Below are 23,821 nucleotides of genomic sequence, written 5' to 3' on the forward strand. Positions count from 1 at the left end.
GCCTCTCAGAACTTGCCGAGCACGTTCAGGAACCAGCCCTTGCTGCGGTAGCTCATGTCGGTGAGGTTGTCCGAGTAGTCGGTGAAGTTGTAGCCCACGCCGACCTTCAGGTTCTCGTTCACGTGGTAGTACGCCGCCGTGACCCAGCCGTTCTTGCGGTCCTGCAGTTCCCTGGCGCGCAGCGAGCGCCACTCGACCATCCAGTCCCAGTTGCGCACCAGCTTCCAGTCGACGCGCAGCACCGCGAGTTCGGCCGAGCTCTTGAACCACGGCGCGGAGCTGTCGCGGCTCGCGCGCAGGTCGCCGCGCCGCCAGGCGTACTTGCCGCCCAGCGTCCAGCGCTCGTTGAGATCCCAGGTGGCGTCGATGGCGAACACGTGGCTGCGCTGCTGGTAGTCGACGGCGGTGGTCGACACCGTGCCCAGGCTGGAATCGACACCGCTCGACACCACCTGCCCCGGCGACGACAGGTCGTACAGGAAGGTGTACTTGAACAGCAGGTTCAGCCGGTCGTTGAACGCGGGGCGCAGCGCGTAGCCGAGCATGGCCTCGGTGTACTTGGCCGCGGCCAGCACGCCGGTGCTGCTGTCGCTGTCGGCCCAATTGAACTTGCCGAGCCAGCGCGAGTCGTCGTCCACCTTCCAGGTGAAGGAGTTCTTCAGCAGCCAGCTGTTGCGGGTCTCGGAGGTGGTGCGGTCCTTGCGGTACTCCAGTCCGCCGCTGTACTTCAGGCGCTCGCTCGAATAGCCGGTGCTGAAGGCGACGGCCTCGCGGCGCGTGGCGCCCAGCGTCTCGGCGCCGACCCAGCCGTTCTCGAAGTTCACGCCGAAGGTCCAGCGCGTGTCGGGCGCGTACTGCACGCCGTAGGCATGCGTGAGGCCCGGCTGCGTGCCGGTGGCCTGGCGGTGCTCGGTGAACATCGTGAGGCCGTCGCCCACGCGCGAACGCACGCCCGTCACCAGGGTGCCGCCGCGGCCGATGAGGTTCTCGTCGGTGCGGCCGGTGTCGGACACGTAGGTCATGTAGAGGTTGGAGCGGTCGTCGTACTGGTAGTCGACGCCGGCCTTGCCCGCGAAGCCGCCGTCGCCGGTGGACAGCTCGCCGCGCAGCGCCAGCTTGTCATTGACGCGGTAGCGCCCGCCGAAGCCAAGGCGGTCGTTCTCCAGCCGCGTGCCGGTGCGCCGCAGCGTCTTCTGCGTGAAGCCGTAGGCGCTCCAGCGGTCGCTGCCGGTGTATTCGAGCTGCACGGCGGCGTCGGCGCGCTCGCCGGACACCGCCTGCGTGGTCGGCAACGACGGGCTGGTGATGAGCGCGTCGCCGGTCTTTTCGTCGTAGCGCAGGCCCAGGCCCAGCTTCCACTCGGGCGTCAGGGCCAGCGAGTACTGCGCGTCGAACACGCTGCTGTTGTAGCCATCGCGCTCGTCGCGGCGGTCGGCCTTCAGGCGCAGCTCGCCGTTCTCGACCTTCTCTCCGAAGGGCACGGTGGCCTGCACGCCGACCTGGCGCGTGGCGTTGCTCGCGTACTGGCCAGGCGCGGAGAAGCCGGCGTCGCGCGACTGCGCATAGGCGCTCACGCGCCCGCCGCCGCGAATGTCGAAGTCGCCCAGGTCGGCCTGGCCTTCGAGGCGCCAGGCGCTGGCGTTGCCGGTGGGGCCGTTGCCCAGCGTGTTGCCGACCGCGCCGTTGCGGCCGGTGAAGCTGAAGCCGCCGTCCATCGAGTCGAGCTGGCCAGTGCCCGGGCCCCTGCTGCGCGCGAACTCGCCCTTGAAGTAGGTGTTCTCGGTCTTGCGCAGCGTGAGGTCGACGCCGGCCAGGCGCTGGTCGCCGCCGATCTGGTCCTGGCGCGACGCGGTCACGCCCACGCCCACATGGTCGTTGGCCCACCACGAGACACGGCCGCCCACGGCGAGCGTGTCGAGCGAGGTGGTGAGCGGCGTGTATTCGTAGTCCACCACCAGGTAGGTCGGCATGCCGGTGAAGCCGCCGGCGCGCACCAGCGAGCCGTCGTCCGACAGGCTGGGCAGCGGCGCCGACAGCAGCACGCGGCCCTGCAGGTAGTCGATCTCGTAGTCGGAGCTCGGCACGAGCTGCGTGCGCTTGAGCACGAAGCCGGAGTCCTTGTCGCGGATTTCCAGCGTCACGCGCTCGGCGCCGCGCGTGATGTCCTGGTTGCGCAGGTAGTAGAGCGAGCCGCCGGTGCCGCGGAATTCCTCGCGCGCGGCCAGCGTGCCGGGCTCGGCCGCGAAGGTGTCGATCTTCAGGCGCGCCTCGCCGAACGAGGTCGACTCCTCGCCCAGGTAGCGGCCATGGAAGCCGTAGAGGCCGCGGCTCACGCGGGTGAGTTCGGTGTCGCCGAAGTTGAGCTTGAAATTGCCCCACATCGCCTGCGAGCGGCCGTCGTCCACGCGCAGGTAGAAGCGGCCCTGCGTGGGTGCGTCCTGGATGGCGGTGGAGTCGTCGCCGAAGGTGCTCCACGAATCCTCCGGGTCGAAGCGGCGGAACAGCGAGGTCGGGTCCTTGCGGTCGAGGTTGCGGAACAGCTCCTTGAGCGGGCGCTCCTCGGTGTCGACGCTGGCCGTCAGCGTCCAGCGGTCGTTGAGCTGGCCCTTGGCATAGCCAGCGATGCGGCCTTCGCTCCAGCCGCCGCCACCGTAGCGGTTCTTGTCGTTGGTCATGATCGCGGCCGGGCCGCTCACGCTGTTGCTGCCCACGGTGAGGTCGGCCTGCCCGACGAAGAACCAGTCGCTCGCGGGCAGCTCGAAGTCGCGGCGATAGGCGCGCGTGGCGCCCTGCGCGTCGGTGACTGCGATCTCGCCGGTCTGCACGCGGCGCGGCACCAGCTGCTGGAACACGAAGCGCCCGCTCTCGTCCACCGGCACGGCAAAGCCCAGCGCGCGCACCGTCTCGCCGGGGCGGATGGCCGCGCCGCTGGCGGTGACGGTGCCGGCGGCGAGCGGAATGTTGGCAATGGCGATGTTGTTCATGCCATAGCCGCGCAGCAGCTCGCGCGCCGGGTCGGGCGGTGTGCCGGTCTCGGGCCTGTGGCGCTGGGCCAGCGTGAGCGAGAGATCGTCAGTCTCGTCGAAGCGGCCCTGGCGGTCGTACACGCGCACGCGGTAATACAGCTTGCCGCTCGCACCTTCGGCGAGGCGGTTCAACAAGCCCTCTGGCACCTGCCATTCGCCGCGCAATGCGGCGTCCAGCGGCACGGTCGCGACCAGGCGGCGCTGCATCGCCTCGTTGGCGGTGAACACGCGCAGCTCGGCCTTCGAAGTGAACAGCAGGTAGTTGCTGTAGCCGGCAAAGCGCACGGTGTCGCCTGCCACGACCGTGGTGGGCCAGGCGCTGGCGCTCAGGCGGCGCGGCTGCGAGAGGTTGTCGTACTGCAGGCGCAGCTGGTTGCGCTCGAGCTGCACGTCGACGCAGCGCTGGCGGTCGGCACTGCTGGTGCCGTCGCCGGCAGCGGCCTTGCCATCGGCCGTGAGCAGCTGGCCGTCCACGCTCAGGCGCAGCGGTGCATCGTCGGTGCCGAAGGCAGTGAATGTGCGACACACGCCGGGGTCGGCCACTGCTGGCGCGGGAGCGACGGCAACGGGCGCATCGCGCCAGTACACGCGCACTTCGACGCGGCGGTTGGCGGCCCAGTTGGCCGGGTCGGTGGCGGGCGTGGCCACGGGCACGTCGGGTCCGCGCGAGGTGGCCGCAGCAGCGTCTTCGGGCAGGCCGAGTCGCTGCGTGAGGTAGCGCGCCACCTGCTGCGCTCGCGCCAGCCCCAGCGCATGGTTGTCGGCGAAGCGTTCGCGCGACTTCGCACTCAGCGCTTGGGTGTCGGTGTGGCCGACGATCTCGAAGCGCAGGCCGTCGCGGCCCTTCACCTGTTCGGCGATGCGGTCGAGCTGCGCGCGGTCTGCCGGCGCGAGCCCGTCGGCGCCCGATTCGAAATGCGGCACTCCGGTGTCGCTGCGCTCGGCGCCCGGCACGGGCGGCGGCGTCGGGCCGGCGACGGCGGCCGGCGCGCTTGCGTCGCCCAGCACGAAGGTGGCCTTGGGCAGCTCGCGCTCGCTGCTGCGCGGCAAGTGGCGCGCGCCGTCGATGTCCACGGCGCGCGGGTCGGCCGCGGCCTGGTCGTGCATGCGGCCGCGCACGGCCGACTCCTGCGCGTCCGCGAGCCCCATGCCCATGCAGGCGGCGGTGACGGCGCCCGCGAGGGCGATGCGCTTGGGTAGCTTTCTTTTCATGTCGGCTCGCTGGCTCGGGTTCTGTGCGAAGGGGCGGGTCATGGCTTGCTGCCCTCCTGCGTGGCGGCGGGCACCAGTTCGACCTCGACGTCGAGGTTGAACAGCGGCGGCGCATTGCCGTCGGCGCGGGCGCGCTGTTCGCCCAACTGCTTCCAGCGCGCGAGCACCGCGGCCTTCACCGCGTCGGTGCGCTGGCGGCCCAGCGATGCGGGCTCGCCGGGCGCGGCGCGGTAGGCCAGCCGCAGCACCGATGTCTTCTCGGCCAGCACGCTCACCGTGCGGTCGAGCTCGGGCACGAAGCCGGCGCGCAGCGCGGCGCCGCCGTCCTCGAAGGCCGCGCCCTGCAGCGCGAGCCGCACCACGCGGTGCACGGTGGCGCCGAAGTTGATCTTCAGCACCTTGCCGCGCGTGGCGCGCTCGGCCGCCGGGTTCTCGCTGGTGGTGCGATAGCCCGAAGGCAGCGTGCGCTCGTCGAGCTTCAGCACCAGGTTGCTGCCGGTGCCTTCCTTCGGAATGGCGGCACAGGCGATGTGGTAGCGGCCCTCGGCGTCGGTGGTCACCAGCACGCCGTTGACGGTGGCGATGCGCACGTTCGCGATGCCCGGCTCGCCCTCGTCCTGGTAGCCGTTGGCGTTTTTGTCGTCGTAGACCTTGCCGATCACGTCGGTGCAGTCGAACAGCGCGTCGGGCACCACGCGCACTGTGGCGGTGGCCAGGTTCGACAAGGTGCGGCCGCCCACGCCCTGCGTGGCGACGACCTGGTTGACGAACTCGCCCTCTCCCACGCCGACCCCCACGCCCGCGACCATCAGGTATTCCTTGGTCTCGTTGGGCGCGAAGTTCTGCCCGGGCACCACCAGCTGGCGGCCGTTGAGCTGCGGCACCACCGGCAGCGCCACGCCGCCGGGCAGGCTGCGCACGGTGAGCGAGCCCGGCACGTAGCGGAAGCCCGGCGGCAGCGTGTCGACCACGGCCACGCCCGGCACGGGGTTGCCGCGCGTGTTGCGCGCCGTGATGCGGTACGGCAGCAGCTCGCCCTTCTTCACGGTGAGCTTCGAGGTGGTCTTGCGCAGCTCGATGAGCGTGGCGTCCGACGGGTCCAGCGGGATGTTGTTGGCCACCACGTGCTGGCCGCCGCCGCCGGGCATCTGGAACACCAGGTAGTAGCCCGCGCCCGGCACCAGCGCCGCGCCGGGGCTCACCACGCAGGGGTTGGTCTGCGAGGGCGCCGGGCCGCTGGGCGGCGGCGAGCACGACTGCGTGCCCAGCGCGCCGGCGGCCGCCGGATAGATCGACGACGGCAGGTAGTTGCCCGGCGGCGTGACCACCAGGCGGTACTCGCCGGCCGGTGCGCCCGGCAGCACGAAGAAGTCGTAGTAGCCCGACGGGCCGGTCGTGTAGCTGTCGCGGCCGTCGAGCAGGTGCTGCGCGGGGTCGAAGCCGGGCGGGCCCACCAGTCGCACCACCGCGCCGGGCACGGGCGTGCCGCTGACGCTGTCGTACACCACGCCGCCCGGGTCGTACGGCAAGTCCTGCTTCTGCACGTTGGCGCCCGGGTTCACGCGCACCTTGATGGTGAAGCGCGGATCGCTCGGCGAAGGCGTGGGGTACGGACCGCCGGCGCCGTTCTGCGATGCGTCGGTCGGCCACACGCCGCCCACGTAGCGGCCGTCGGGCGAGCGGAAGCGCACGCGGTACTCGCCCGGCACGAGGTCGCCGAAACGGTAGCCGCCATCGGCCGCGGTGGTCACGCTGTAGAGCACGGTGGCCGCGTTCTCGGCGCAGGCGTTGCCGCCGTCGGCGCAGCGCAGCAGCTCCACGGTCCAGCCTTCGCCGTTGCCCTCGCCCGAATCGCGGCTGCGGTTGTGGTTCTGGTCGAACCACACGTTGCCGGTGAGCGAGGCGGGCTGGCTGCTGTGCTCGGTGAAGTCGTAGCCGGTGCCGCGCGCGTCGAGCCCCGTGATGTTCACGCGGATCTGGTTCGGGCCCTGCGCGGTGCCGCCCAGGGTGCCGGGCACGGCGATGCCGTCCTCGTAGCCGGCGGGCTGCGTCTCGGTGACGGTGTAGCCGCCGCTTCCGGGCAGCGGCAGGCCGGGCAGCTCGTAGCGGCCGTTGGCGTCGGTGACGGCGGTGCGCGTCACCGGCTGGCCCGCCGCGTCGGTGCCGGTGAGCGTGATGGTCACGCCCGGAATGGGCAAGTCCTGCGGCTCGCGCGTGCCGTTGCGGTTGGCGTCGTTGTAGACGGTGCCCGCCAGCGACGCTCCGCGCTCGCCGAAGTTGTAGTTGTCGCCGTTGCCGCCGCGGTATGCGATGGCGCCGATGACGTCGTTGCCCAGCGTGCCGCTGGGCACGCCGTCGAGCGTGCCCACGGCGTCGAGGCCGTCGGCATAGGTCACGGGCTGCGTCTCGCGGATGGTGTAGCCCGCGGCGTCGGCCGGCAGCAGGCCGGTGAAGACGTAGCGGCCGGTGGCGTCGGTGACGACCGTGGCGTTCACCGCCAGGCCGCTGGCCGAGCGGCCGGTCAGCGTGAGCGTGACGCCGGCAATGCCGGGCTCGCCGGCCTGGCGCACGCCGTCGTTGTTGTTGTCGACGTACACCCAGCCCGCGATCTGGCCGCCGCGCTCGCCGAAGTTGTAGTCGATGCCCACGTCTTCCGACACCAGCGCGATGCCGCCGAAACGGTCGTTCACGTTGCCCGGGTTGGCCACGCCGCGCGGGGCGCCGTTCACGGTGCCGAGCGACTCGGGGCCGTCGGCCACGCCGGCGGGTTGCGTCTCGTCGATCTGGTAGGTGCCGGGCACGAGCTTGTCGAACAGGTAGCCGCCGTCGGCGCCGGTCTGCACCGTGCGGTCCACGGCGTTGCCCAGGAAGTCGGTGCCGGTGACGCGCACCGTGGTGCCGGCGATGCCGGGCTCGGCGCTGTCGCGCACGCCGTTCGACGGCGCCACGTCGGCATACACGTAGCCGGCCAGGCTCGCGGGCTTCACGGCCGAGAAGTTGTTGCCGGCCGAGCCCGCGCCCACCGCGCCGAGCACGATGTTCTGGATCACGTTGGCGGTCGAGCCGTTGGGCCCGTTGCTCACGCCGCTGCCTCCGGTGGGCACGCTGCCCGCCGTGCTGCCCGCGCCGCTGACGTTGCCGGCGCGCGTGATGCCGGGCTCGTAGCCCTGCGGCCGCGTCTCGGTCACGGTGTAGGTGCCGGGCGCCAGGTTCGGAAAGCTGTAGTCGCCGTTGCCGTCGGTGGTGGTGGTGCGCGTGACGCTCTGGCCGTTCACGTCGGTGCCCGTGAGCGTGATGGTCACGCCCGCGATGCCCGGCTCGCCCGGCGTGTTCTGCGCGCCGTTGCCGTTGCGGTCGTAGTACACGCGGCCCGAGATGCCGCCGGGCAGCAGCTCGCCGAAGTAGTACTCGCCCTGCACCAGCGGCACGCTGGTGCCCGAGACGGTCACGCCGGTGATGGCGTTGCCGCCGGCCTGCGGAGTGCCCGGTTGCCCGTTGTTGTTGGCCTTGCCCGGCGCGTAGTTGGCCGGCTGCGTCTCGGTGATGGTGTAGCCGCCGGCGCCCGAAGGTGGCACGTTGCGGAACTCGTAGCCGCCGTCCACGCCGGTGGCCACCGCGACGATGTTCACCGGGTTGCCAGCGGCGTCGGTGCCCGTGAGGCGCAGTTCCACGTTCGGAATGCCGGTGTCGCCGGGCTGCGGAGCGCCGTCGTTGTTGGCGTCCACGAACACGCGCACGCTGATGCGGCTGAGCAGCTCGCCGAAGTCGTAGCCGGTGGCGTTCACGTCGGAGCGCAAGGCGATAGCGCTCACCACGTCGTTGCCTGCCGTGCCGCCTGCCGTGCCGGCCGCGTCGCTGCCGTCGGCGAAGCCCGCGGGCTGGGTTTCGGTCAGCGTGTAGTTGCCGGGCGTGAGGCTGCCGAAGGCGTAGTTGCCCGTGCCGGTGGCCGTGGTGGTGGTCTTCGACACCGGATTGCCGAACATGTCGGTGCCGGTGAGCGTGACGGTCACGCCCGCGATGCCGGGGTCGCCCGCGCTCGCGGCGTTGTTGTAGTCGGCGTCCTGGTAGACGCGGCCGGCCAGGCTGGACGCGCGCACCTCGCCGAAGTTGTTGGCGGACGAAGTGCCGCCGGTGCCGAGCACGATGTTGTCGATGCGGTTGGCGTTGGAGCCGTTCGGGCCGCTGGTGACGCCGGCGCCGCCGGTGGGCACGCTGCCTTGCGCGCTGCCCACGCCGGTGACGCTTCCTGCGCGGGTGATGCCCGGCAGGTACGTGGCGGGCTGGGCCTCGACCACGTTGTAGGTGCCGGCGGGCACGGTGAAGCCCCAGTTGCCGTTACCGTCCGTGGTGGTGACCAGCGAGACGGCATTGCCCAGGCTGTCGGTGCCGGTCAGGCTCATGGTGACGCCGGCGATGCCGGACTCGTCGCCATCGACCTGGCCGTTGCCGTTGAGGTCTTCATAGACGCGGCCGGACAGCGCACTGTTCTGCACCGTCACCCGGCCTTCGTTGAAGTTGTTGCCCGCGTTGGGGTCGGCGCCGCCGTTGGTGTCGCCCGAGCCGGTGGTGACGATGTGCGCGCGGTTGACGATGTCCGTGCCGTTGGCCGGCGGATTGCCGCTCGCGAAGCGCACCGGAATGCGCACGGTGGCTGTGCCGTTGGCGGGCATCGACGTGATCGCGCAGGTCACAGACGTGCCGCCGGAGGCGCCGGTGCAGGTGGGCGCCGCGGGCGTGAAGCTGCCGACGGTCACGGTGAACACGGGCGTGCCGTCCAGCACCAGGGCTGTGGGCAGCGTGTCGGTGAAGCTGGTGGTCTCGGCGCTGTCGGGGCCGTTGTTGCGCAGCTGCACGAGCCAGTCGAATGGCTGGCCCGACGACGCGGTAGTCAGCGGCGTGCTGGTGCCCTTGACCACGGCCGCCTTCGAGACCACCTGCACGTCGGCCTTGAAGCGGAAGGTGGTGTTCTCCGCCACCGTGTTGTTGTCCTGCCGCTTGTCGTAGGCGTTCTGTTCGGCCCTGCTGAAGTCGACCTTGGCGTTGTTCTGGAAGGTGCCGCGGGACACGCCGCGCAGCACCACGCGGAACTGCAGCGAGTCGAGTTCTCCGGTCGCCCCAGCCGCGTTTTGCTTGCCGCCAAGCGAAGGAATGGTGAAGGTGACCTGCCCGCCGGACGAACCGACCGCCGGGCTGCTGACGACGATGCCCGCCGGCGCGCTGGCGGACACGAAGGTGGGCGCGGCTTCGCCGGTCGGCAGGGCCTGAGGCAGGATGTCGACAAGACGCACGCCTTCGGCGGTCGACGCGGCGTTGTTCGACACGGTGATGGTGTAGCCGACGTCGTCGCCCACGTTCACCGGGTCGGCATCGTCGTGCTTGGTGACGACAAGGTCGTAATCCGGCGCGGTGACCGCAGTCGTGACGCTGGCTGCGTTGTTGGCCGTGTCGAGCTCGGGTGTTTCCGTCTTCACGGCCACGTTGTTGGTCACGTCCGGTTGTCCCAGCACCAGCAGCGCGTACAGCGGCCGCACGCGCACCGTGACGGTCTGCTGCACGTTGCGGTCGAGCGAACTCCAGGTGCAGACGAGCTGGTTGTTGGTGGCATCCGTGGGCTGCGTCTTCAGCGGTGTCGTGCCGCAGGTGCCGCCCCCGGAGGGGATTGCCTCGATGAACATCAGGTTGGCCGGCAGCGTGTCCGTCAGGCTCACGGCGTAGGCGCGGCTCAGGCTCTGCGGCACGTTCCGGTTGATGGCGGTCAACGTGTAGGTGAGCAGCTGGCCGACCGGCACAGAGCCGGGGCTGGCCGACTTGGTGACCGTCACGTCGCTGCGCGCGAGCAGGTAGGCGATGGTGCTGCCGTCGTTGTTGGCCAGGTTGGGGTCGGCCGGCGTGGCCGCCACGGCGCGCGCCGTGTTGTTGATCTGGAAGCCGTGATCGGTGGCCGATGCGCCGTCACCGTAGTGCCTGGCGACGACCTGGATGACCGGGCACAGCGGCAAGGCGCTGGCGGGGTCGGTGCTGGCGCGGCACACCGGCAGGGTCGACAGCGTGCACCCGGAGAGCGAGGCACTGCCGAAGCCGCCGCCGTTGGCCGGCAGCGCGCAGGTGCCGCTGAAGGTGCCGCCGTTGGCCGTCTGCGAGACGCTGCCGGCGCCGATCACCTGTGCGAAGGTGTCGGTGACGACGACGCTCTGCGCCTCGGAGGGGCCGTCGTTGACCACCTCGATCTGCCACGTGATGTCCTGGCCCGCGATCTGGCGATTGCCGGCGCTGTCGCCGATGCCCACCACGCGCTTGAGCACTCTCACGTCGGCGGCGGTGGCGTTGTCGTTCACGCCGGTGCCAAGGCTCACGCAGTCGTTGCCGGTGTTGCCGTCAGGGTCGGCGCCGAGCGTGGGCGCGGCGGCGGGCAGCGCCACGTTCACGCACATGCTGTTGACGACCTGGCCGCCGCCCGGCGGCAGCGCCGGAATGGTGGCGTTCACGATGATGTAGCCGCCGTTGCGCGCGCTGCTGCCGTTCGACTGGTCCACGCCGATGTCGGCCGTGAGCGTGCGCGTGCAGGTCACCGTCGCGGGGCCGGGCACGGGCACGGCGGGCGTAGGGTTGACGGTGGCGCCGCCCTTGGTCACCGTGCAGGTGTAGCCGTCGCGCTGCGTGACGCTGTTGATCTGCACGCCGGCAGGCACGTCGTCCACCAGCTGGATGGTGCTTCCCGCCAGCAGGCGCGTACCGCCCAGGTTGGTGCTGCCGACCTGGTAGTCGAAGGCCTGGCCCAGCGGCACGTTGTTCTGCGGCCAGCTGCGGCGCTTGTCGGCGCGGAAGTCGGCGGAAGAAGGCGCCACGTCGACCGGCACGCTGCCGGTGGCCGAACTGACGATGGGGCCGGTCGCGTTCACCGTGGCTTCGTTGACGACGCCGGTGCCGGCAGTCATGGCGATGACCGGCACCAGGATGTCGCCGAGCGCCACGCTGGCGCCGTTGTTGCCGCCGATGTTGCTGCGCGTGCAGCTCACCGTCTGGCCGCTGACGGAGCAGTTCCAGCCGGCGGGCGGGTTGATCGGCGGCTGGATCGCGAAGTTGGAGGGGATGGTGTCGGTCAGCGTCACGCCGGTGGGCGGGCTGCCGCTGAAGCTGGGGCTCAGCTTGAAGTTGAAGTGCTGGCCGACCAGCACCTGGCCGCCGTCATGGCTCTTGGCGAGCGCCAGCACGTAGCCCGCGGTCACGGTGGTGTTGGCCGTGGCGCTGTTGTTGGTGGAAACGCCGTCGCCCACCGAGCCCGCCGGCGCCACCGCCGGCTGGTGCGTGATGGTGGAGCCCGCGCCCGCGGTGACCACGCCGTTGATGGTGAAGGTGCGCGTGTTGTTGCCCGCGGTGGCCGGCGTGGCCGGCACGTTGCAGGTCAGCTGGCTGCCGCTGACCGAGCAGCCCGAAGGCAGGTTGGCGCCGGAGACCGTCAGGCCCGTGGGAATGGGATAGGTCAGCGTCGAGCCGGTGCTGGTGTCCGGGCCGTTGTTGGTGACCGTGAAGACGATCGGCACCGTCGAGCCGCTCGGCGCGGTGGCGGGCGCGTTGATGGACACCGCCACGTCGGCGCCCTGGTTCACGGTGATGGCCTTGGTCTCGCTGGCGCCGCCGCCGCTGGGCGTGGCGGTCACGATCAGCGTGCCCTGCGTTTGCGTGCGCAGCAGCACCTTGAAGTCGAGCCGCTCGTTGGCCGCGAGCGTGATGCCCGAGCAGGTCAGCGTGCCCTCTCCGGCCGAACCCACGGCCACGTCGGCGCTGCAGGTGCCCGAAGGGACCGCGGCGGTGCCCATGTAGATGGCGTTCGCGGGGATCGTGTAGGTGAACGAGGCCCCGGGCGCGTTGATCGGCAGGCTGTCGGTGTCGGCGATGGTGACCGTGCTGGTGACCGTGCCGCCGGCGGGAAGAATGTCGGGGTCGTGGACCAGGCTCGATATCTGGGGCACGGCATGCGCGGCCGCCGCGAGCAGCAGCCCCGCGAGCGGCACGGCAAGGCGTGCCAGCCCTCGCCGCCAGCGGCCCGAGAGCGCCTGCGCGGAGTTGGAAAACAGGTCGCGTCGCGCCGACGCGCCCGGCAGATTCGATGGGGTCCTGGACATCCCGTCCCTCGTGATGGCTCTGATGGACCGGGCACCGACCACTTGCAGGGCGCCGCTAGGTGCGGCGAGGTGCTCCGGAAAGTGCGGGAGTCTCGAAGCACTCTCCGGGAGCGGCTTTTGGGATTCAGGACAAAAGGTTTGCGCTAGATGACAATTGTTTACGAATGCAACGAAACGTGAACTTAGTCACGCAGCATTTCCGGCCTGTTCCCATACGCTTGGTCGCATGTCTTACTGGTCGACCACACCCCCCCGGCGCGCGCACATCCTTGTCATCGACGACAACATCGAGGAGCTGCAGTTGCTGCTGGGCGCGCTGCGCGGCGCGGGCCACCGCATCAGCCTTGCGTTCGATGCGCTGCAGGGCTACCGCCGCGTCACGGCGCTGCAGCCCGACCTGGTGCTGCTGGACGTGCGCATGGGCACGACCGACGGCTTCACGACCTGCAGGCTGCTGAAGGCCGACAGCGCGACCGCGCGCATTCCGGTGATCTTCCTGACTGCGTCCACCGCAGTGGACGAGCGGATCGCGGGCCTGCGCGAAGGCGCGGTCGACTACATCCTCAAGCCCTTCGACCCCTCCGAAGTGCTGGCGCGCGTGGCGGTGCACCTGGCGCTGGCCAGCAGCAGCAGCCATGCCCAGGCCTGCATGGCCCAGGCCGAGAGCGTGCTGGAGAACGCGCGCTCGGACAACGCCGACCGCGTGATCGCGCAGGCGGCCGAACGGCTGGTGCTGTCCAACCTTGCGAGCGTGCCCGCGCTGCCCGAACTGGCGGCGCGCGTGGGCACGCACGAGAAGCGGCTGACACGCGCATTCCGCGAGCAGACCGGGCGCACCGTGTACGAGTTCGTGCGCGAGATGCGGCTGGTCGAGGCGCAACGCCTGCTGGCGAGCTCCGCACTCAACATGGAAGAAGTGGCGCACGCGGTGGGCTTCTCCGGCGCGGCCAATTTCTCGACAGCGTTCCGCGAGCGGTTCGGGCTCACGCCCTCGTCCTATCGCAACGCACGAGCGGCTCGGCCGATGCCGGCGCAGTCGGCCTGAGGCGGCGGCGGTGGCGATCCGCGGCATCGCCGCCGCCCTGCTGCTGTGCGCGGCCTCCTGGCTCGCGGGCCCGGCGGACGCGGCCACGCTGCGGATAGACGATGCGGCCACGCTGCCGCTCGTGCTCGACGAGGAAGTCGAGCTGCTCGAGGACCCCGGCGGACGGCTCTCGCGCGAAGACGCGGACGCCTCGACCCGCTTCCAGCCCGGCACGCATGTGCAGATGCGCCAGGGCTTCACGAACTCGGCCTTCTGGCTGCGCCTGGCCGTCGTGAACGACACCGGCACGGTGCAGCCGCTGCGCCTGGTGCTGAACGCCACATGGCTTCAGCACGTCGACTTCCACATGCAACGCGGCAACGGCGCGGCAGCAGCAAGAGCTGCGTGGGTGCACGAGCAAGCCGGCGTATCGGTGCCGCTGCATGGCGACCGGGACCGCGTGCCCACGCTGTCGCTCGACCTGCAGCCCGGCGAGCAGGCACGCTTGCTGGTGCGGGTGCAAAGCCACAGCAACCTCAAGTTCGCTCCCCAGCTGCACACGGCCGACGGCTGGCGCGAAGCCGAGAGCTGCCACGCGCTGCTCGATGGCCTGCTGATCGGCGGACTGCTGGTGCTTGCCGTGTATTCGCTCACGCTGTGGCTCATCTCGCGCAACCCGCTGATGGCCTCGCAGAGCCTGGGCTTCACGCTGGTGGCGCTGTACGAGGCCACCTACCGCGGCCACGCGCGGATCGCGCTGTGGCCCGACAGCATCGACTGGAGCTACCGCGCGGCCGGCGTGGTGGCCGGCTGCAGCGTGCTGAGCCTGCTGCTGTACCTGCACGTGCTGTCGCGCCGCGGACCGGTACGCCCGCCGGGGCTGCCCGTCATCGCGGTGCTGGCCGCGAGCCAGGTCGTCGCGGTGCTGGGCACGCTGCTCGGGCCTTACGCGCCCTTCGCGCGCCTCGGCAACCTGACCGTGCTGCTGCTGGTGTTCACACTCACTGCGAGCAGCTTCGTCTACATGCGGCGCGCGGGCCCGGGCGGCAAGCTGGCGTTCCCGGTGATGACCATCATCATGCTCGGCGTGTGCCTGCGGCTGACCGAGCTTTCGCTGCCCACGCACATGCTGCCCGGCTTCGACGCCTATGCACTGGGCTTCCCCGGCATGCTGGTGGGCCTGGTCGCACTGTCTTCCTGGACGCACCATCTCTCGCGCCAGCAGCACCTCGCGCAGCGCACGCTGGTGCTCTGGCAGGCCGACGAACAGCAACGCCTGCGCGACGAAGTGGCGCGCAAGACCCACGCGCTGAACGCCGCGCTCGAGCAGGCCGAGCATCAGGCGCGCGAACAGACACGGCTCATGGCCTACGTGAGCCACGACCTGCGCGCGCCGCTCGCGACCATCATCGGCCACGTGCGGCTGCTGCGCGAAGAAACGCAGCATCCACCGGAGCGGCTGCAAGCCATCGAACGCAGCGCGACCTACCAGCTCTCGCTGATCAACGACCTGCTCGACTACGCGAAGGGCGAGCTGCTGCCGTTCTCCTTCGAGCTGCGGCCGGTGCGCCTGCAGGCGCTGCTCGACGACATCGCCCAGTACGCCGACACGCTCGCGCAGCGGCGCAACAACGCATTCGAACTCGAAGTGCAAGGCGCCCTGCCGCGTACGGTGCTGATCGACTGCAAGCGCTTTCACCAACTGCTGCTCAACCTGCTGTCGAACGCCGCGAAGTTCACGCAAGGCGGCAAGATCGGCCTGCGCGTGCGGGCACGGCCACGTGCCGACTCCTGGCGGCTGCAGTTCGAGGTGTGGGACAGCGGCTGCGGCATCGACCCGAACGAGCAGGCGCACATCCGCCAGGCCTTTGCGCAGGGCGCGCCCAGCGCGAGCGGCAACGGGCTGGGGCTGGTCATCGCGCGGCGCATCGTGCAGCGCATGGGCGGGCGCCTGCTGCTCATGAGCCATCCGAACCTGGGCACGCGCGTGCGCTTCTCGGTGATCGTGAAGGCTGCGCCGGAGGAGCCGCATTCCGTTGCCACCCAGGCACCGCCGCAGCCGCTTCAGTCACCGCGCCTGCGGCTGCGCCGTCCGCCAACGCCCGTGCCGACCGTCGCGCCGCTGCCCGCCGCGGTACGCGCCGAACTCGAGACGTTCGCGCGCGATGGCCGCTGGACCGACCTGCATGAATGGGCCGACCGGCTGGAGGCGGCCGATTCACGCCATGAGGCACTGGTCGATGCGGTGCGGCAGGCGCTCGACCGGCTGGACTTCGAGCACATCCGCCTGCTGGCTCGCGCGACACCGAAGCTATGAGCGCCACGGCGCGGGCTTTGCACGCGGCGAAACCTCTGTTTAGTATGCAAGGACCTCATTTTCAGGAGCCTTCATGCACGACATCGCCGCTCTCCAGAGACTGCTGGACACGCTGTTCCCCGGCCTGATGGGCGTGCGCCTCACGGCGCTCGAACCCGACCGCGTGGTCGCGCAGATGGAGGTGCGGCCCGACCTGTGCACGGCCGGCGGCATCCTGCACGGCGGCGCCTACATGGCCTTCGCGGACACGCTGGGCGCCGTCGGCACCATCGTCAACCTGGCGGAAGGCAAGCGCACGACCACCACCGATTCGAGCACCAAGTTCATAGCCGGCGCGCGTGTGGGCAGCATCGTCACCGGCACCAGCGTCGCACTGCATCGGGGGCGCACGACCATGGTCTGGCAGACCACCGTCACCAACGCGGACGGCAAGCTCTGCGCCGTCGTCACGCAGACGCAACTGGTGCTCGAAGGGTCGGCGTGACGCCTTCCGCTGCTTCGGGCGTTTCTGGCGTCTGGGGCGAATGGTTCGCCGCGTAGCGTTCGAGGAACAGGTAGAGCGCCAGCCCGCCGGCCAGCGGCAGCAGATAGTAGAGAGCGCGGTAGGCCAGCACCGCGCCCATCAGCACGCCCTGCTTCACGCTGCCCGAGAGCAGCGCCAAGTACACCGCCTCGAGCACGCCGAGGCCGGCGGGAATCGGCGTCAGCACGCCGACGATGGACGCGGCGAGCAGAACGCCCAGCGTGGTCGCATAAGGCACCTTCTGCCCGAGCAGCAAATACATGGCGGCGCCCATCAACGCCCAGTTGGTGGTGGACAACGCAAGCTGAACCACTGCCAGGCGCGCGGCCGGCAACTGAAGGCGCCGCCCCCTGAAGCGCCATTCCCGCCCGTGCCCCAATGCACAGGCCGCGACATACGCCAATGCCAACAGGATCATCACCACACCGAGCAGCCGCAGCGTGCCCGCCCCGATGTGCGCCTGGCTCGGCGGCACGATGGCACCCGCCGCGAACAGGCCGCCCGCCAGCAGGCCGTAGCCCAGCCAGTTGGTCGCGAGACTCAGGCCGACGATCTGCGCCACCGTCGCATCGTCGAGACCGGCACGCGCATACAGCCGCGCGCGCATCGCAATGCCGCCGACCAAGGATCCGAGGTTGAGGTTGAACGCGTAGCTCGTCACGGCGATCGCCCACGTACGCCAGTACGGCAGGCGATGGCGCAGATGGCGCTTGCCGATCAGGTCGAAGCATCCGTAGAGCGCGTGGCTCGCTGTCGCGAGACCGAGCACCGCGAGCAGCAGCAAAGGCGAGTAGCGCTGGAGTGCCTGCCACGCGCCGGCCCAGTCGATCTTGTGCGCGTGGGAGAGGAGCAGGCCCAGCACGGCGATGCCGAACAAGGGCAACGCCCAACGCCTGCAGCGTTGCCAGATCGTGCTGCCCGCCGCGGGCGCAGGGTCATCGGCGATGGCGGCCGAGTGGGTGTTCATGGCAACAGCAGACCGGTGGCTCAGGGCTTGGCGGGCTTGTCGCTTTTCTCGGCGGTCTTGTGCTCGGCCAGGCCCTTGTCGTGGAGCTTGCTGTTGCGCACGTCCTTCATCATGCGCTCGCCTTCGGCGTCACGGCCGTCGGTGGGCACGGACTCTTCCTGGGTGACCTCAGGCTCTTCGTGGTGCGGCGGGTCTTTGCGGATCTGGGACATGGACATCTCCTCGGTGATGGCCGAGTTTGTCGAAGCCCGCGACGACCGGAGCGCCGTCCATCGGCGATGGCGGATGCAGGACATTTGCCATACCGGCGCCGTGCACAGCCTGCAGGAAGGCGGAAATTGAAAAAGCCCTTGATCCTGGTGCCGGCTAACCCATAAACATGCACGCCTCGACGGCATAAGTTGGCGCAATTGATAGCCCTCACGCGGCTTCGAACGGGGGCTTCACATCGCTTTCGAGACTGCCAAGACGCGTGGGAGCCCATAAGTTGGCATGATCACCAAAATCGCCACCATAAGTTGGCACAAAACGAGATAACTTGCCTTGGCCGCGCTGCGCCAATCATTGGCCTCTCATAGAGTCGACATCGGTTGACTTAGATGCACTCAACAAGTACTGTGGTGGCATCTTTCCAAGATCCAATCATGCTTAGTCCACGCAGTTGCACCCGAAATCGCCCAGCGATTTACGGCGCCTGCTCGTCGCGTGGCCGGATAGTCGTGTGCACGTCGGGGGCCGGCTGCGCTACGCGAATACTGCGCCATTCGCGTCCGCTTGCCCCGCCAAGCCTCAAGATCCCGGAGCCCCTCGGCCTTTGAAGCACCTGCGCTGAATCGCGGCGCATTGCCCCAGGCTCCACCACCAGTTTGGAGCCCAGCATGTCCAGCGCATTGCCCCGCAAAGAGTTTCCTGCTATTCCGCCACTGGCCTTTCTGCCCGTCGACTATCACCGTGCAGTGGAGGCCACCGCCGAGCAGAGTCGAGAGTCGGCGGCAACGCCTGGTGTTCAGGCTATCCGGCCGAATCGGCGGCACCGCAATATCGCTTCATAGGCTCGTCGAAGGAAAGTCATGGCTCCTTTAACTCAACGACTGCTGCCCGATCCAGCAGGTCAAGCCACTGCCGGCTATCAACGTTTAGCCCAACAGCTTTGGGATGTGGTGGACGGACGCCAGATCCTGTCGCCGGCGAAGTTCATCGAGATGATGGGCATCGACCTCACCTCTTTCGCCAGTAACGCCCACGTCCATCGAAGTACGGTCATTCGCGCCCCCGCGACGGAGTGCGTTCAACGGCATATCCGCACGAGCCTGCGAGTGCTGGCTGCTGTGACTGCGGTCTCGGATGGGAACCTCCAAGCCGCAATCTTCTGGTACAGGAACGAGCCGCTCGCGCCGTTCGTCTACAAGACAGCCGCAACGCTGGTGGTCGAAGGACGAGCCACCGATGTGCTCCATCTCCTGGAGGCCTTCCAAGCCGGGTTTGTTGGGTGAAAGCGATGCCGATCCATGACGCCTCCGGCCGCGCGGGTGACTCCAACGATCTGCTGTTCCTGGATATAGATGGTGTTCTTCATCCTGTCGGCGCGGACTACTCGTTCAGCAGCAAGTTCTTCAGCCATCTACCGCTTCTGGAAGAGCTCCTTCGCGAGTTCAGGTCTGTCGATATCGTCGTCTCATCGGATTGGCGGCGAGCTGAAAGCATAGAGCAACTGCAGCGGTATTTCGGCTCCGACATCCGGCATCGGATCATCGGAGCGACGCCGCAAATTGATCCCAGTGCGGCTATCAGCAACCGGCGCCAGTTGGAGATCCAGGCTTGGCTCGACGGGAACGGCCGTAGCAGCGCAGAGTGGGTCGCGCTTGACGACTGGCCCTTGAGCTTCGACGCAGGCTTCGCGCGACTCGTGCTCACCGATCCCAAGCGGGCATTTGATCAGGACAGCTTCCAAGAGCTGCGCTCGCACTTCCTGCGGTTTGCGGCTGACCGATGCTTCGTCGCCACTTCGGCGCACATGAAATGAAACCACTTACCCCGTCAGGCCCCCATGCGCGATCCGAGCACGAGCAGTCAGCGCCAAAGCTGATGTTCTTCGGCGACGCCCATGGCGATCTCGACCCGGTGATCGCCGCGGTCGAACGCTTTCGGCCCGGGGCGATCATGCTGCTGGGAGACATCCAAGCGCGTCAGCCTCTGCACATCGAACTGCAGTCGATCCTGAATCTCACCGAGGTCTGGTGGGTACCCGGGAACCATGACACCGACACAGCTGAGTATCACGATCACGCATGGCACTCGGAGCTCGCGGATCGCAACCTCCATGGACGTATCGTCGAGATCGCCGGTTACAAGGTCGCGGGCCTGGGCGGCATCTTCCGCAGCAAGATCTGGGATCCCCGGCGGCCGATCGAGGAAGCTGCGTTCCAGTCGAGCGATGCCATGCGCCGAACCATGAAGAGCCATGAGCGGTGGCGCGACGGCATCTCCCGCAAGCACCGCTCCTCGATCTTCCCGGATGAATACCAGCGGTTGCTGCGCAGCGGTCCCGCCGACATCCTGGTCACGCACGAGGCGCCGTCGGCCCACCCACACGGCTGGAAGGCGATCGACGAACTCGCCGAGAAGCTCAGCGTCCAGTTGATTGTCCATGGCCATCACCACGAGAGCAGGGACTACATCTCCGAGGGTCTGATGCCCGCCGCGGCGCCGTTCTGCGCCTTCGGAGTCGACATGGGCTCGTACCTGGCTTGGCCACGAGATCCGCAGGGGGAGACTTGGTTGGGAAGTCCTCCAAGTCCTTCACAAGACTTGCTGGATCTCGCGGCCCAGGTGTTCGGTGCAGAGGCCCAAGCCTGGTTGGACAAGCCGTACACACTGCTTGAAGGTCAAACGCCAGCGGCGTTTGCTGCGGGAGGCGGTTCCGACAAGGTCCGATCGATCCTCAACTCGATTCAACACGGCGGCGTCGTGTGATCAACGCCGCAGTACCGTTCTGCGCCTTCGGCGTCGACATGGGCTCGCACCTGGCTTGGCCGCTTGGTGGAAGTGAGCTGGGAGGTCCGGAGTGATCCTGTTCCTCGACTTCGATGGCGTGCTCCATCCCGAGGGGGAGGAGCACATCCTCAACGGTGGCACCGACTTCTGCTTCCTGCCCCGGCTCGAGGCGCTGCTGCGCGAGTTCCCGCATGTGAGGATCGTCATCAGTTCGAGCTGGCGAGAGCAGCTTGCCTACAAGACCCTTCTCAAACCGTTTTCAGAAGACATTCGAGCTCGGATCATCGGTGCGACACCGCCTCGCGAATTCGGTCTTCCCCACCCATTCGCCCACCGAGAAGGAGAGATCCTCGCCTGGCTACAGCTTCACGACGCCGTCGAAGAGCCATGGGTGGCGCTCGACGACGCCGCATGGCAGTTCGACAAGTGCAAGGATCATCTGGTCGTCTGTGGATCGTTCGTCGGGTTCGACGACAAAGCGAGTGCGGCGCTTCAGGATCGCTTTGAAGAGGCATCCCGATGAAAGTGCTTGTTCTTTCCGATCTCCACCTCGAGTTCGCCCCCTTCGAGCCTGCGCCTGATCTCGAGTTCGACCTCGTCATCCTCGCCGGCGACATTCATTCGCCGGCAGCGGCGGCCCTCGATTGGGCTGCCGACCGCTTTCGCGGCAAGCCGATCGTGGCGATCGCTGGAAACCACGAGTACTTCCGGTCCGAGATGGACCAAGAGCTGGAAAAGATGCGGAGCCGCGCCAAGGAACTCGGCATCCATTTCCTTGATTGCGATGAGGTCGTGATCGCCGGCGTACGCTTCTTCGGCTGCACCCTGTGGACCGACTTTCGCCTGCGCTCGACACCCCTGGCTTCGCGGGGCAGTCGGTGCGCCTCCTGTCCGATCGCCAGCGCGCCATGACGGAAAGCGCGCGTTATCTGGCCGACTACTCCGCCATCCGCATCGATGACCCACTGACCTCCAACTCCCGTGGCACGCGGCGCCTGGTACCGGCGGACACCTCGGAAATTCATCGGCGGCACCGCTCCTGGTTGCGTGTGAAACTTTCCGAGCCGTTCAACGGGCCCACGGTGGTGGTGACCCACCATGCGCCGCACCGCAACTCCCTGGCACAGCGATTCGCCGGGGACTGGCTTTCGGGCGGGTTCGTCAACGAGATGCAGCCCGAGTTCTTCCTGGCCCCTTCACTCTGGGCCCACGGACATACGCATGACAGCTTTGATTACGAAACCGGCACATGCCGGGTAGTGTGCAACCCACGTGGCTACTTGAACCGGAACGGGACGTTTGAGAACAAGGACTTCAATCCCGGGCTTGTCATCGATGTCTGAGCATGCGCGTGAGACGACGACCGTTCAGATCCATCTGCGCGGCGAATGGCATGCCGTCGCGACGGTCCGAGCCCTGGGCTCTGATCGTTGCCGCGTGGAATACCTGCCGGAGTACGTCTTCGGCGTCGATAACCCGGTACCGATCGCGTCAGGCCAGCCCCTCGAGATGGAGCCGGACAGATTCGTGGATGGACCGACAGGGCCGGAGGTCGAACGGCGAGCCAGCGCGTTCCTCTACGACCTCGTGCCGCAGGGGGAAGGGCGGCAAGACCTTCTCCAGCGTTTGAGGCTGCACGACGCGGAGAACTTGGTCCTGCCTCTCGTCATGGCCGGCGCCTTCAATCCCATCGGTTGCTTGAGATTCGACTCGGCGCTGCGGTTCTTCGATGAGGAAGCACGGAGCGCCGCCGACACAGCAGCGACAGCCGGTTTCGCGGCGGAAGAAGTGCTCGGGCATACCGAGGAGTTCCTGAACCATCTATCGACGCATGCGATGCTGGCATCCGGCACCACCGGGGTCCAGGGCGTATCCCCCAAGTACCTCCTGAGCACCGATGAAGAGGGCCGCTGGTTTCCAGACATGGCGCTGCTCGATGACCGTGCTCGTGCGCACTGGCTTCTCAAGCTGCCACGCGGCAAGAGCACAGCGGATCGGATAGTGCTGCGAAACGAAGCCGCCTATCTGCGCTTGGCCGCGGCATGCGGCCTGCGCATGACCTCGGCGCCACAGGTGCACGGCGACGCGCTGTTTGTGCGTCGCTTCGACCGCCTGCTGGTGGAGGGCCGCCTGCAGCGCCTGCGTCAAGAGAGCCTGGCGAGCGTATGTGACCTGCGCGGATTCGGGCTTCCCAGAAGCCAGCAGACGCTGTTGCGTGGGCTGCGGTCGGCAGTGACCGATCCGCTTGGCGAGACGATCGAGTTCATGCTGCGCGACGTCCTGAACCTGGCGATGCGCAACACCGACAACCACGCACGCAACACCGCGGTGCAGCGGCTGCCGGATGGAACGGTGCAACTCACGCCCATCTTCGACTTTGCGCCCATGTTCCTCGATCCCGAGATCATCCCGCGCAGTTGCCACTGGCGAGTCGGTGACAGCAAGATCCAGCGCGACTGGACGGAGATTGTTGAAAGCCTGGAAGTAAATGACAGTGAGCGAGGCGCGATCGCCGAAGCCTTGCATCGCTTCGCGCCGAAGGTGGCCGCCTTGCCCGAAATGGCGAAAGATTGCGGCGTCGAGGCGCAGGTCATCGAGGCCTGTCGAATGACCATCGACGCTCAGGCGCGGCAACTCGATGCATTGGCAGCCCTTGTGCCCGGAGGGGAGTGCTCAGATGCCCACCGAATTTTCCATGGCATCGAGCGATCAGCGTTTCGCCCAGACGCTAGCTGCGGCTGAGTGGAGCGAACGATTAAGCAGCCCAGCAGCAATCGCAACGCCGATAAGCAGAAACGCCATCCCTGCCAATCGCGTGATGCTGAAGCTTTCGCCGTAGATCAGCGAGGACATGCTCAGTCCGACCGCGGGCGCCAGCAGAGCGAAAGGTGCGACGGTGCTGATGGAGTAGCGCTGCAACAGATCTCCCCAGATCGCGTACGCCAACACCGTCGCCAAGAGGCCAAGGTAGACCGGCGCGAAGAGGCCCCACATCGATGCGTGCATCACTGCCCACCAGAGTGCCCCCGGTCCATCCTGCACGAACGAGAGAGCCAATGCGGGAACAGGAGGAACCAGACTGGCCCACACCATCAGGTGCAGCATGTTGACCTTGGTCAGCCGCTTGATCACCAAGTTGCCGATGGCCCAACTCAACGCTGATGCGAGTGTCAGCGCGAAGGCCAACGTAGGCACGCTGCCATAGAGCGTAAGGGCGATCACGAACAAGCCGGCCAGAGCAACAGCCATGCCGATGGCCTGCTGAGTGCTGGGCCGCTCTCCAAACATCAGGGCCGCGAAGACGACCGTGAAGAGCGCTTGGGTCTGCACCACGAAGGCGGTGAGTCCGGCGGGCATTCCAAATGCGATCCCGAAAAACTGCAGGAGGAATTGCCCGGTGAAGACGGTGAGGCCAACAAACACCACCGCCTTCCACGAAATTGCGGGGCGAGGCAGCCAAAGCACTCCCACGGCCGCCACCAGAAACCGCAGCGCGGTCAATTGCGGCGGTGTGAAGCTCTCCAGGCCGATCTTGCTGACGACAAACGCCACCCCCCCAGATCACGGCGACCAGGATGGCAAGAAGCATGTGGAACGGTCGCATTTGTGGATCTCCTGTCGCCGGTCCCGATTGG

General features: G+C 68.2%; 16 protein-coding genes. 11 read left to right on the plus strand and 5 right to left on the minus strand.

Annotated elements, in window-relative coordinates; genetic code table 11:
* Positions 1–5: 5 nt before the first annotated feature.
* The gene (locus ACWV14_RS28600) at positions 6–4,280 is read right to left on the minus strand and encodes an OmpA family protein (RefSeq protein WP_454905014.1); all 4,275 of its coding nucleotides are present in this window, start codon (positions 4,278–4,280) and stop codon (positions 6–8) included.
* Positions 4,277–12,361: an SdrD B-like domain-containing protein gene (locus ACWV14_RS28605; RefSeq protein ID WP_454905016.1), complete on the minus strand. Its 8,085-nt coding sequence runs from the start codon at positions 12,359–12,361 to the stop codon at positions 4,277–4,279. The genes ACWV14_RS28600 and ACWV14_RS28605 overlap by 4 nt, the downstream gene beginning before the upstream one ends.
* Before the next feature lie 226 nt (positions 12,362–12,587).
* On the opposite strand from ACWV14_RS28605, the gene ACWV14_RS28610 reads away from it, so the two are divergent.
* The 3 genes from ACWV14_RS28610 to ACWV14_RS28620 all read left to right on the plus strand — a co-directional run bounded on the left by ACWV14_RS28610 (position 12,588) and on the right by ACWV14_RS28620 (position 16,186).
* Positions 12,588–13,406, plus strand: a complete 819-nt coding sequence (locus ACWV14_RS28610) for a helix-turn-helix domain-containing protein (RefSeq protein ID WP_454905018.1) — start codon at positions 12,588–12,590, stop codon at positions 13,404–13,406.
* A 10-nt stretch (positions 13,407–13,416) separates the two neighbouring features.
* Entirely contained in the window at positions 13,417–15,702 is a 2,286-nt protein-coding gene (locus ACWV14_RS28615; protein ID WP_454905020.1) for a sensor histidine kinase, read from the plus strand.
* A gap of 73 nt (positions 15,703–15,775) precedes the next feature.
* The gene (locus ACWV14_RS28620) at positions 15,776–16,186 is read left to right on the plus strand and encodes a PaaI family thioesterase (RefSeq protein WP_454905022.1); all 411 of its coding nucleotides are present in this window, start codon (positions 15,776–15,778) and stop codon (positions 16,184–16,186) included.
* Here ACWV14_RS28620 and ACWV14_RS28625 read toward each other — a convergent pair.
* Positions 16,149–17,192 carry a lysylphosphatidylglycerol synthase domain-containing protein gene (locus ACWV14_RS28625; protein ID WP_454905024.1) on the minus strand — a complete coding sequence of 348 codons (1,044 nt, stop codon included), beginning with the start codon at positions 17,190–17,192 and terminating at the stop codon, positions 16,149–16,151. The two genes, ACWV14_RS28620 and ACWV14_RS28625, sit on opposite strands and share 38 nt — an antisense overlap.
* A 20-nt stretch (positions 17,193–17,212) precedes the next feature.
* Complete coding sequence (locus ACWV14_RS28630; RefSeq protein WP_422088466.1) at positions 17,213–17,404, minus strand: hypothetical protein; 192 nt, start codon at positions 17,402–17,404, stop codon at positions 17,213–17,215.
* Here ACWV14_RS28630 and ACWV14_RS28635 point away from each other — a divergent pair.
* The 8 genes from ACWV14_RS28635 to ACWV14_RS28670 all read left to right on the plus strand — a co-directional run bounded on the left by ACWV14_RS28635 (position 17,403) and on the right by ACWV14_RS28670 (position 22,928).
* Positions 17,403–17,534, plus strand: a complete 132-nt coding sequence (locus ACWV14_RS28635; protein WP_454905026.1) for a hypothetical protein — start codon at positions 17,403–17,405, stop codon at positions 17,532–17,534. The two genes, ACWV14_RS28630 and ACWV14_RS28635, sit on opposite strands and share 2 nt — an antisense overlap.
* A 728-nt stretch (positions 17,535–18,262) precedes the next feature.
* Complete coding sequence (locus ACWV14_RS28640) at positions 18,263–18,685, plus strand: DUF2384 domain-containing protein (RefSeq protein ID WP_454905028.1); 423 nt, start codon at positions 18,263–18,265, stop codon at positions 18,683–18,685.
* 5 nt (positions 18,686–18,690) lie between these two features.
* Positions 18,691–19,215 carry an HAD domain-containing protein gene (locus tag ACWV14_RS28645; RefSeq protein WP_454905030.1) on the plus strand — a complete coding sequence of 175 codons (525 nt, stop codon included), beginning with the start codon at positions 18,691–18,693 and terminating at the stop codon, positions 19,213–19,215.
* Entirely contained in the window at positions 19,212–20,165 is a 954-nt protein-coding gene (locus tag ACWV14_RS28650) for a metallophosphoesterase (protein WP_454905032.1), read from the plus strand. The genes ACWV14_RS28645 and ACWV14_RS28650 overlap by 4 nt, the downstream gene beginning before the upstream one ends.
* A 91-nt stretch (positions 20,166–20,256) precedes the next feature.
* Entirely contained in the window at positions 20,257–20,709 is a 453-nt protein-coding gene (locus tag ACWV14_RS28655) for an HAD domain-containing protein (RefSeq protein WP_454905033.1), read from the plus strand.
* Positions 20,706–21,098 carry a metallophosphoesterase family protein gene (locus ACWV14_RS28660; RefSeq protein WP_454905035.1) on the plus strand — a complete coding sequence of 131 codons (393 nt, stop codon included), beginning with the start codon at positions 20,706–20,708 and terminating at the stop codon, positions 21,096–21,098. Before ACWV14_RS28655 ends, ACWV14_RS28660 begins: the two co-directional genes overlap by 4 nt.
* Positions 21,014–21,529 (plus strand): hypothetical protein, encoded by a 516-nt coding sequence (locus tag ACWV14_RS28665; RefSeq protein ID WP_454905037.1) that lies wholly within the window; start codon positions 21,014–21,016, stop codon positions 21,527–21,529. Before ACWV14_RS28660 ends, ACWV14_RS28665 begins: the two co-directional genes overlap by 85 nt.
* A complete protein-coding gene (locus tag ACWV14_RS28670; RefSeq protein WP_454905039.1) occupies positions 21,522–22,928 on the plus strand; it encodes a type II toxin-antitoxin system HipA family toxin in 1,407 nt (468 codons plus the stop codon). The genes ACWV14_RS28665 and ACWV14_RS28670 overlap by 8 nt, the downstream gene beginning before the upstream one ends.
* Here the strand turns inward: ACWV14_RS28670 and ACWV14_RS28675 are convergent.
* On the minus strand, positions 22,896–23,738 hold the full coding sequence (locus tag ACWV14_RS28675) for an EamA family transporter (RefSeq protein ID WP_454905041.1): 843 nt from the start codon (positions 23,736–23,738) through the stop codon (positions 22,896–22,898). The genes ACWV14_RS28670 and ACWV14_RS28675 overlap by 33 nt on opposite strands.
* Positions 23,739–23,821 lie beyond the last annotated feature (83 nt).

This window comes from Variovorax durovernensis (assembly GCF_977011995.1).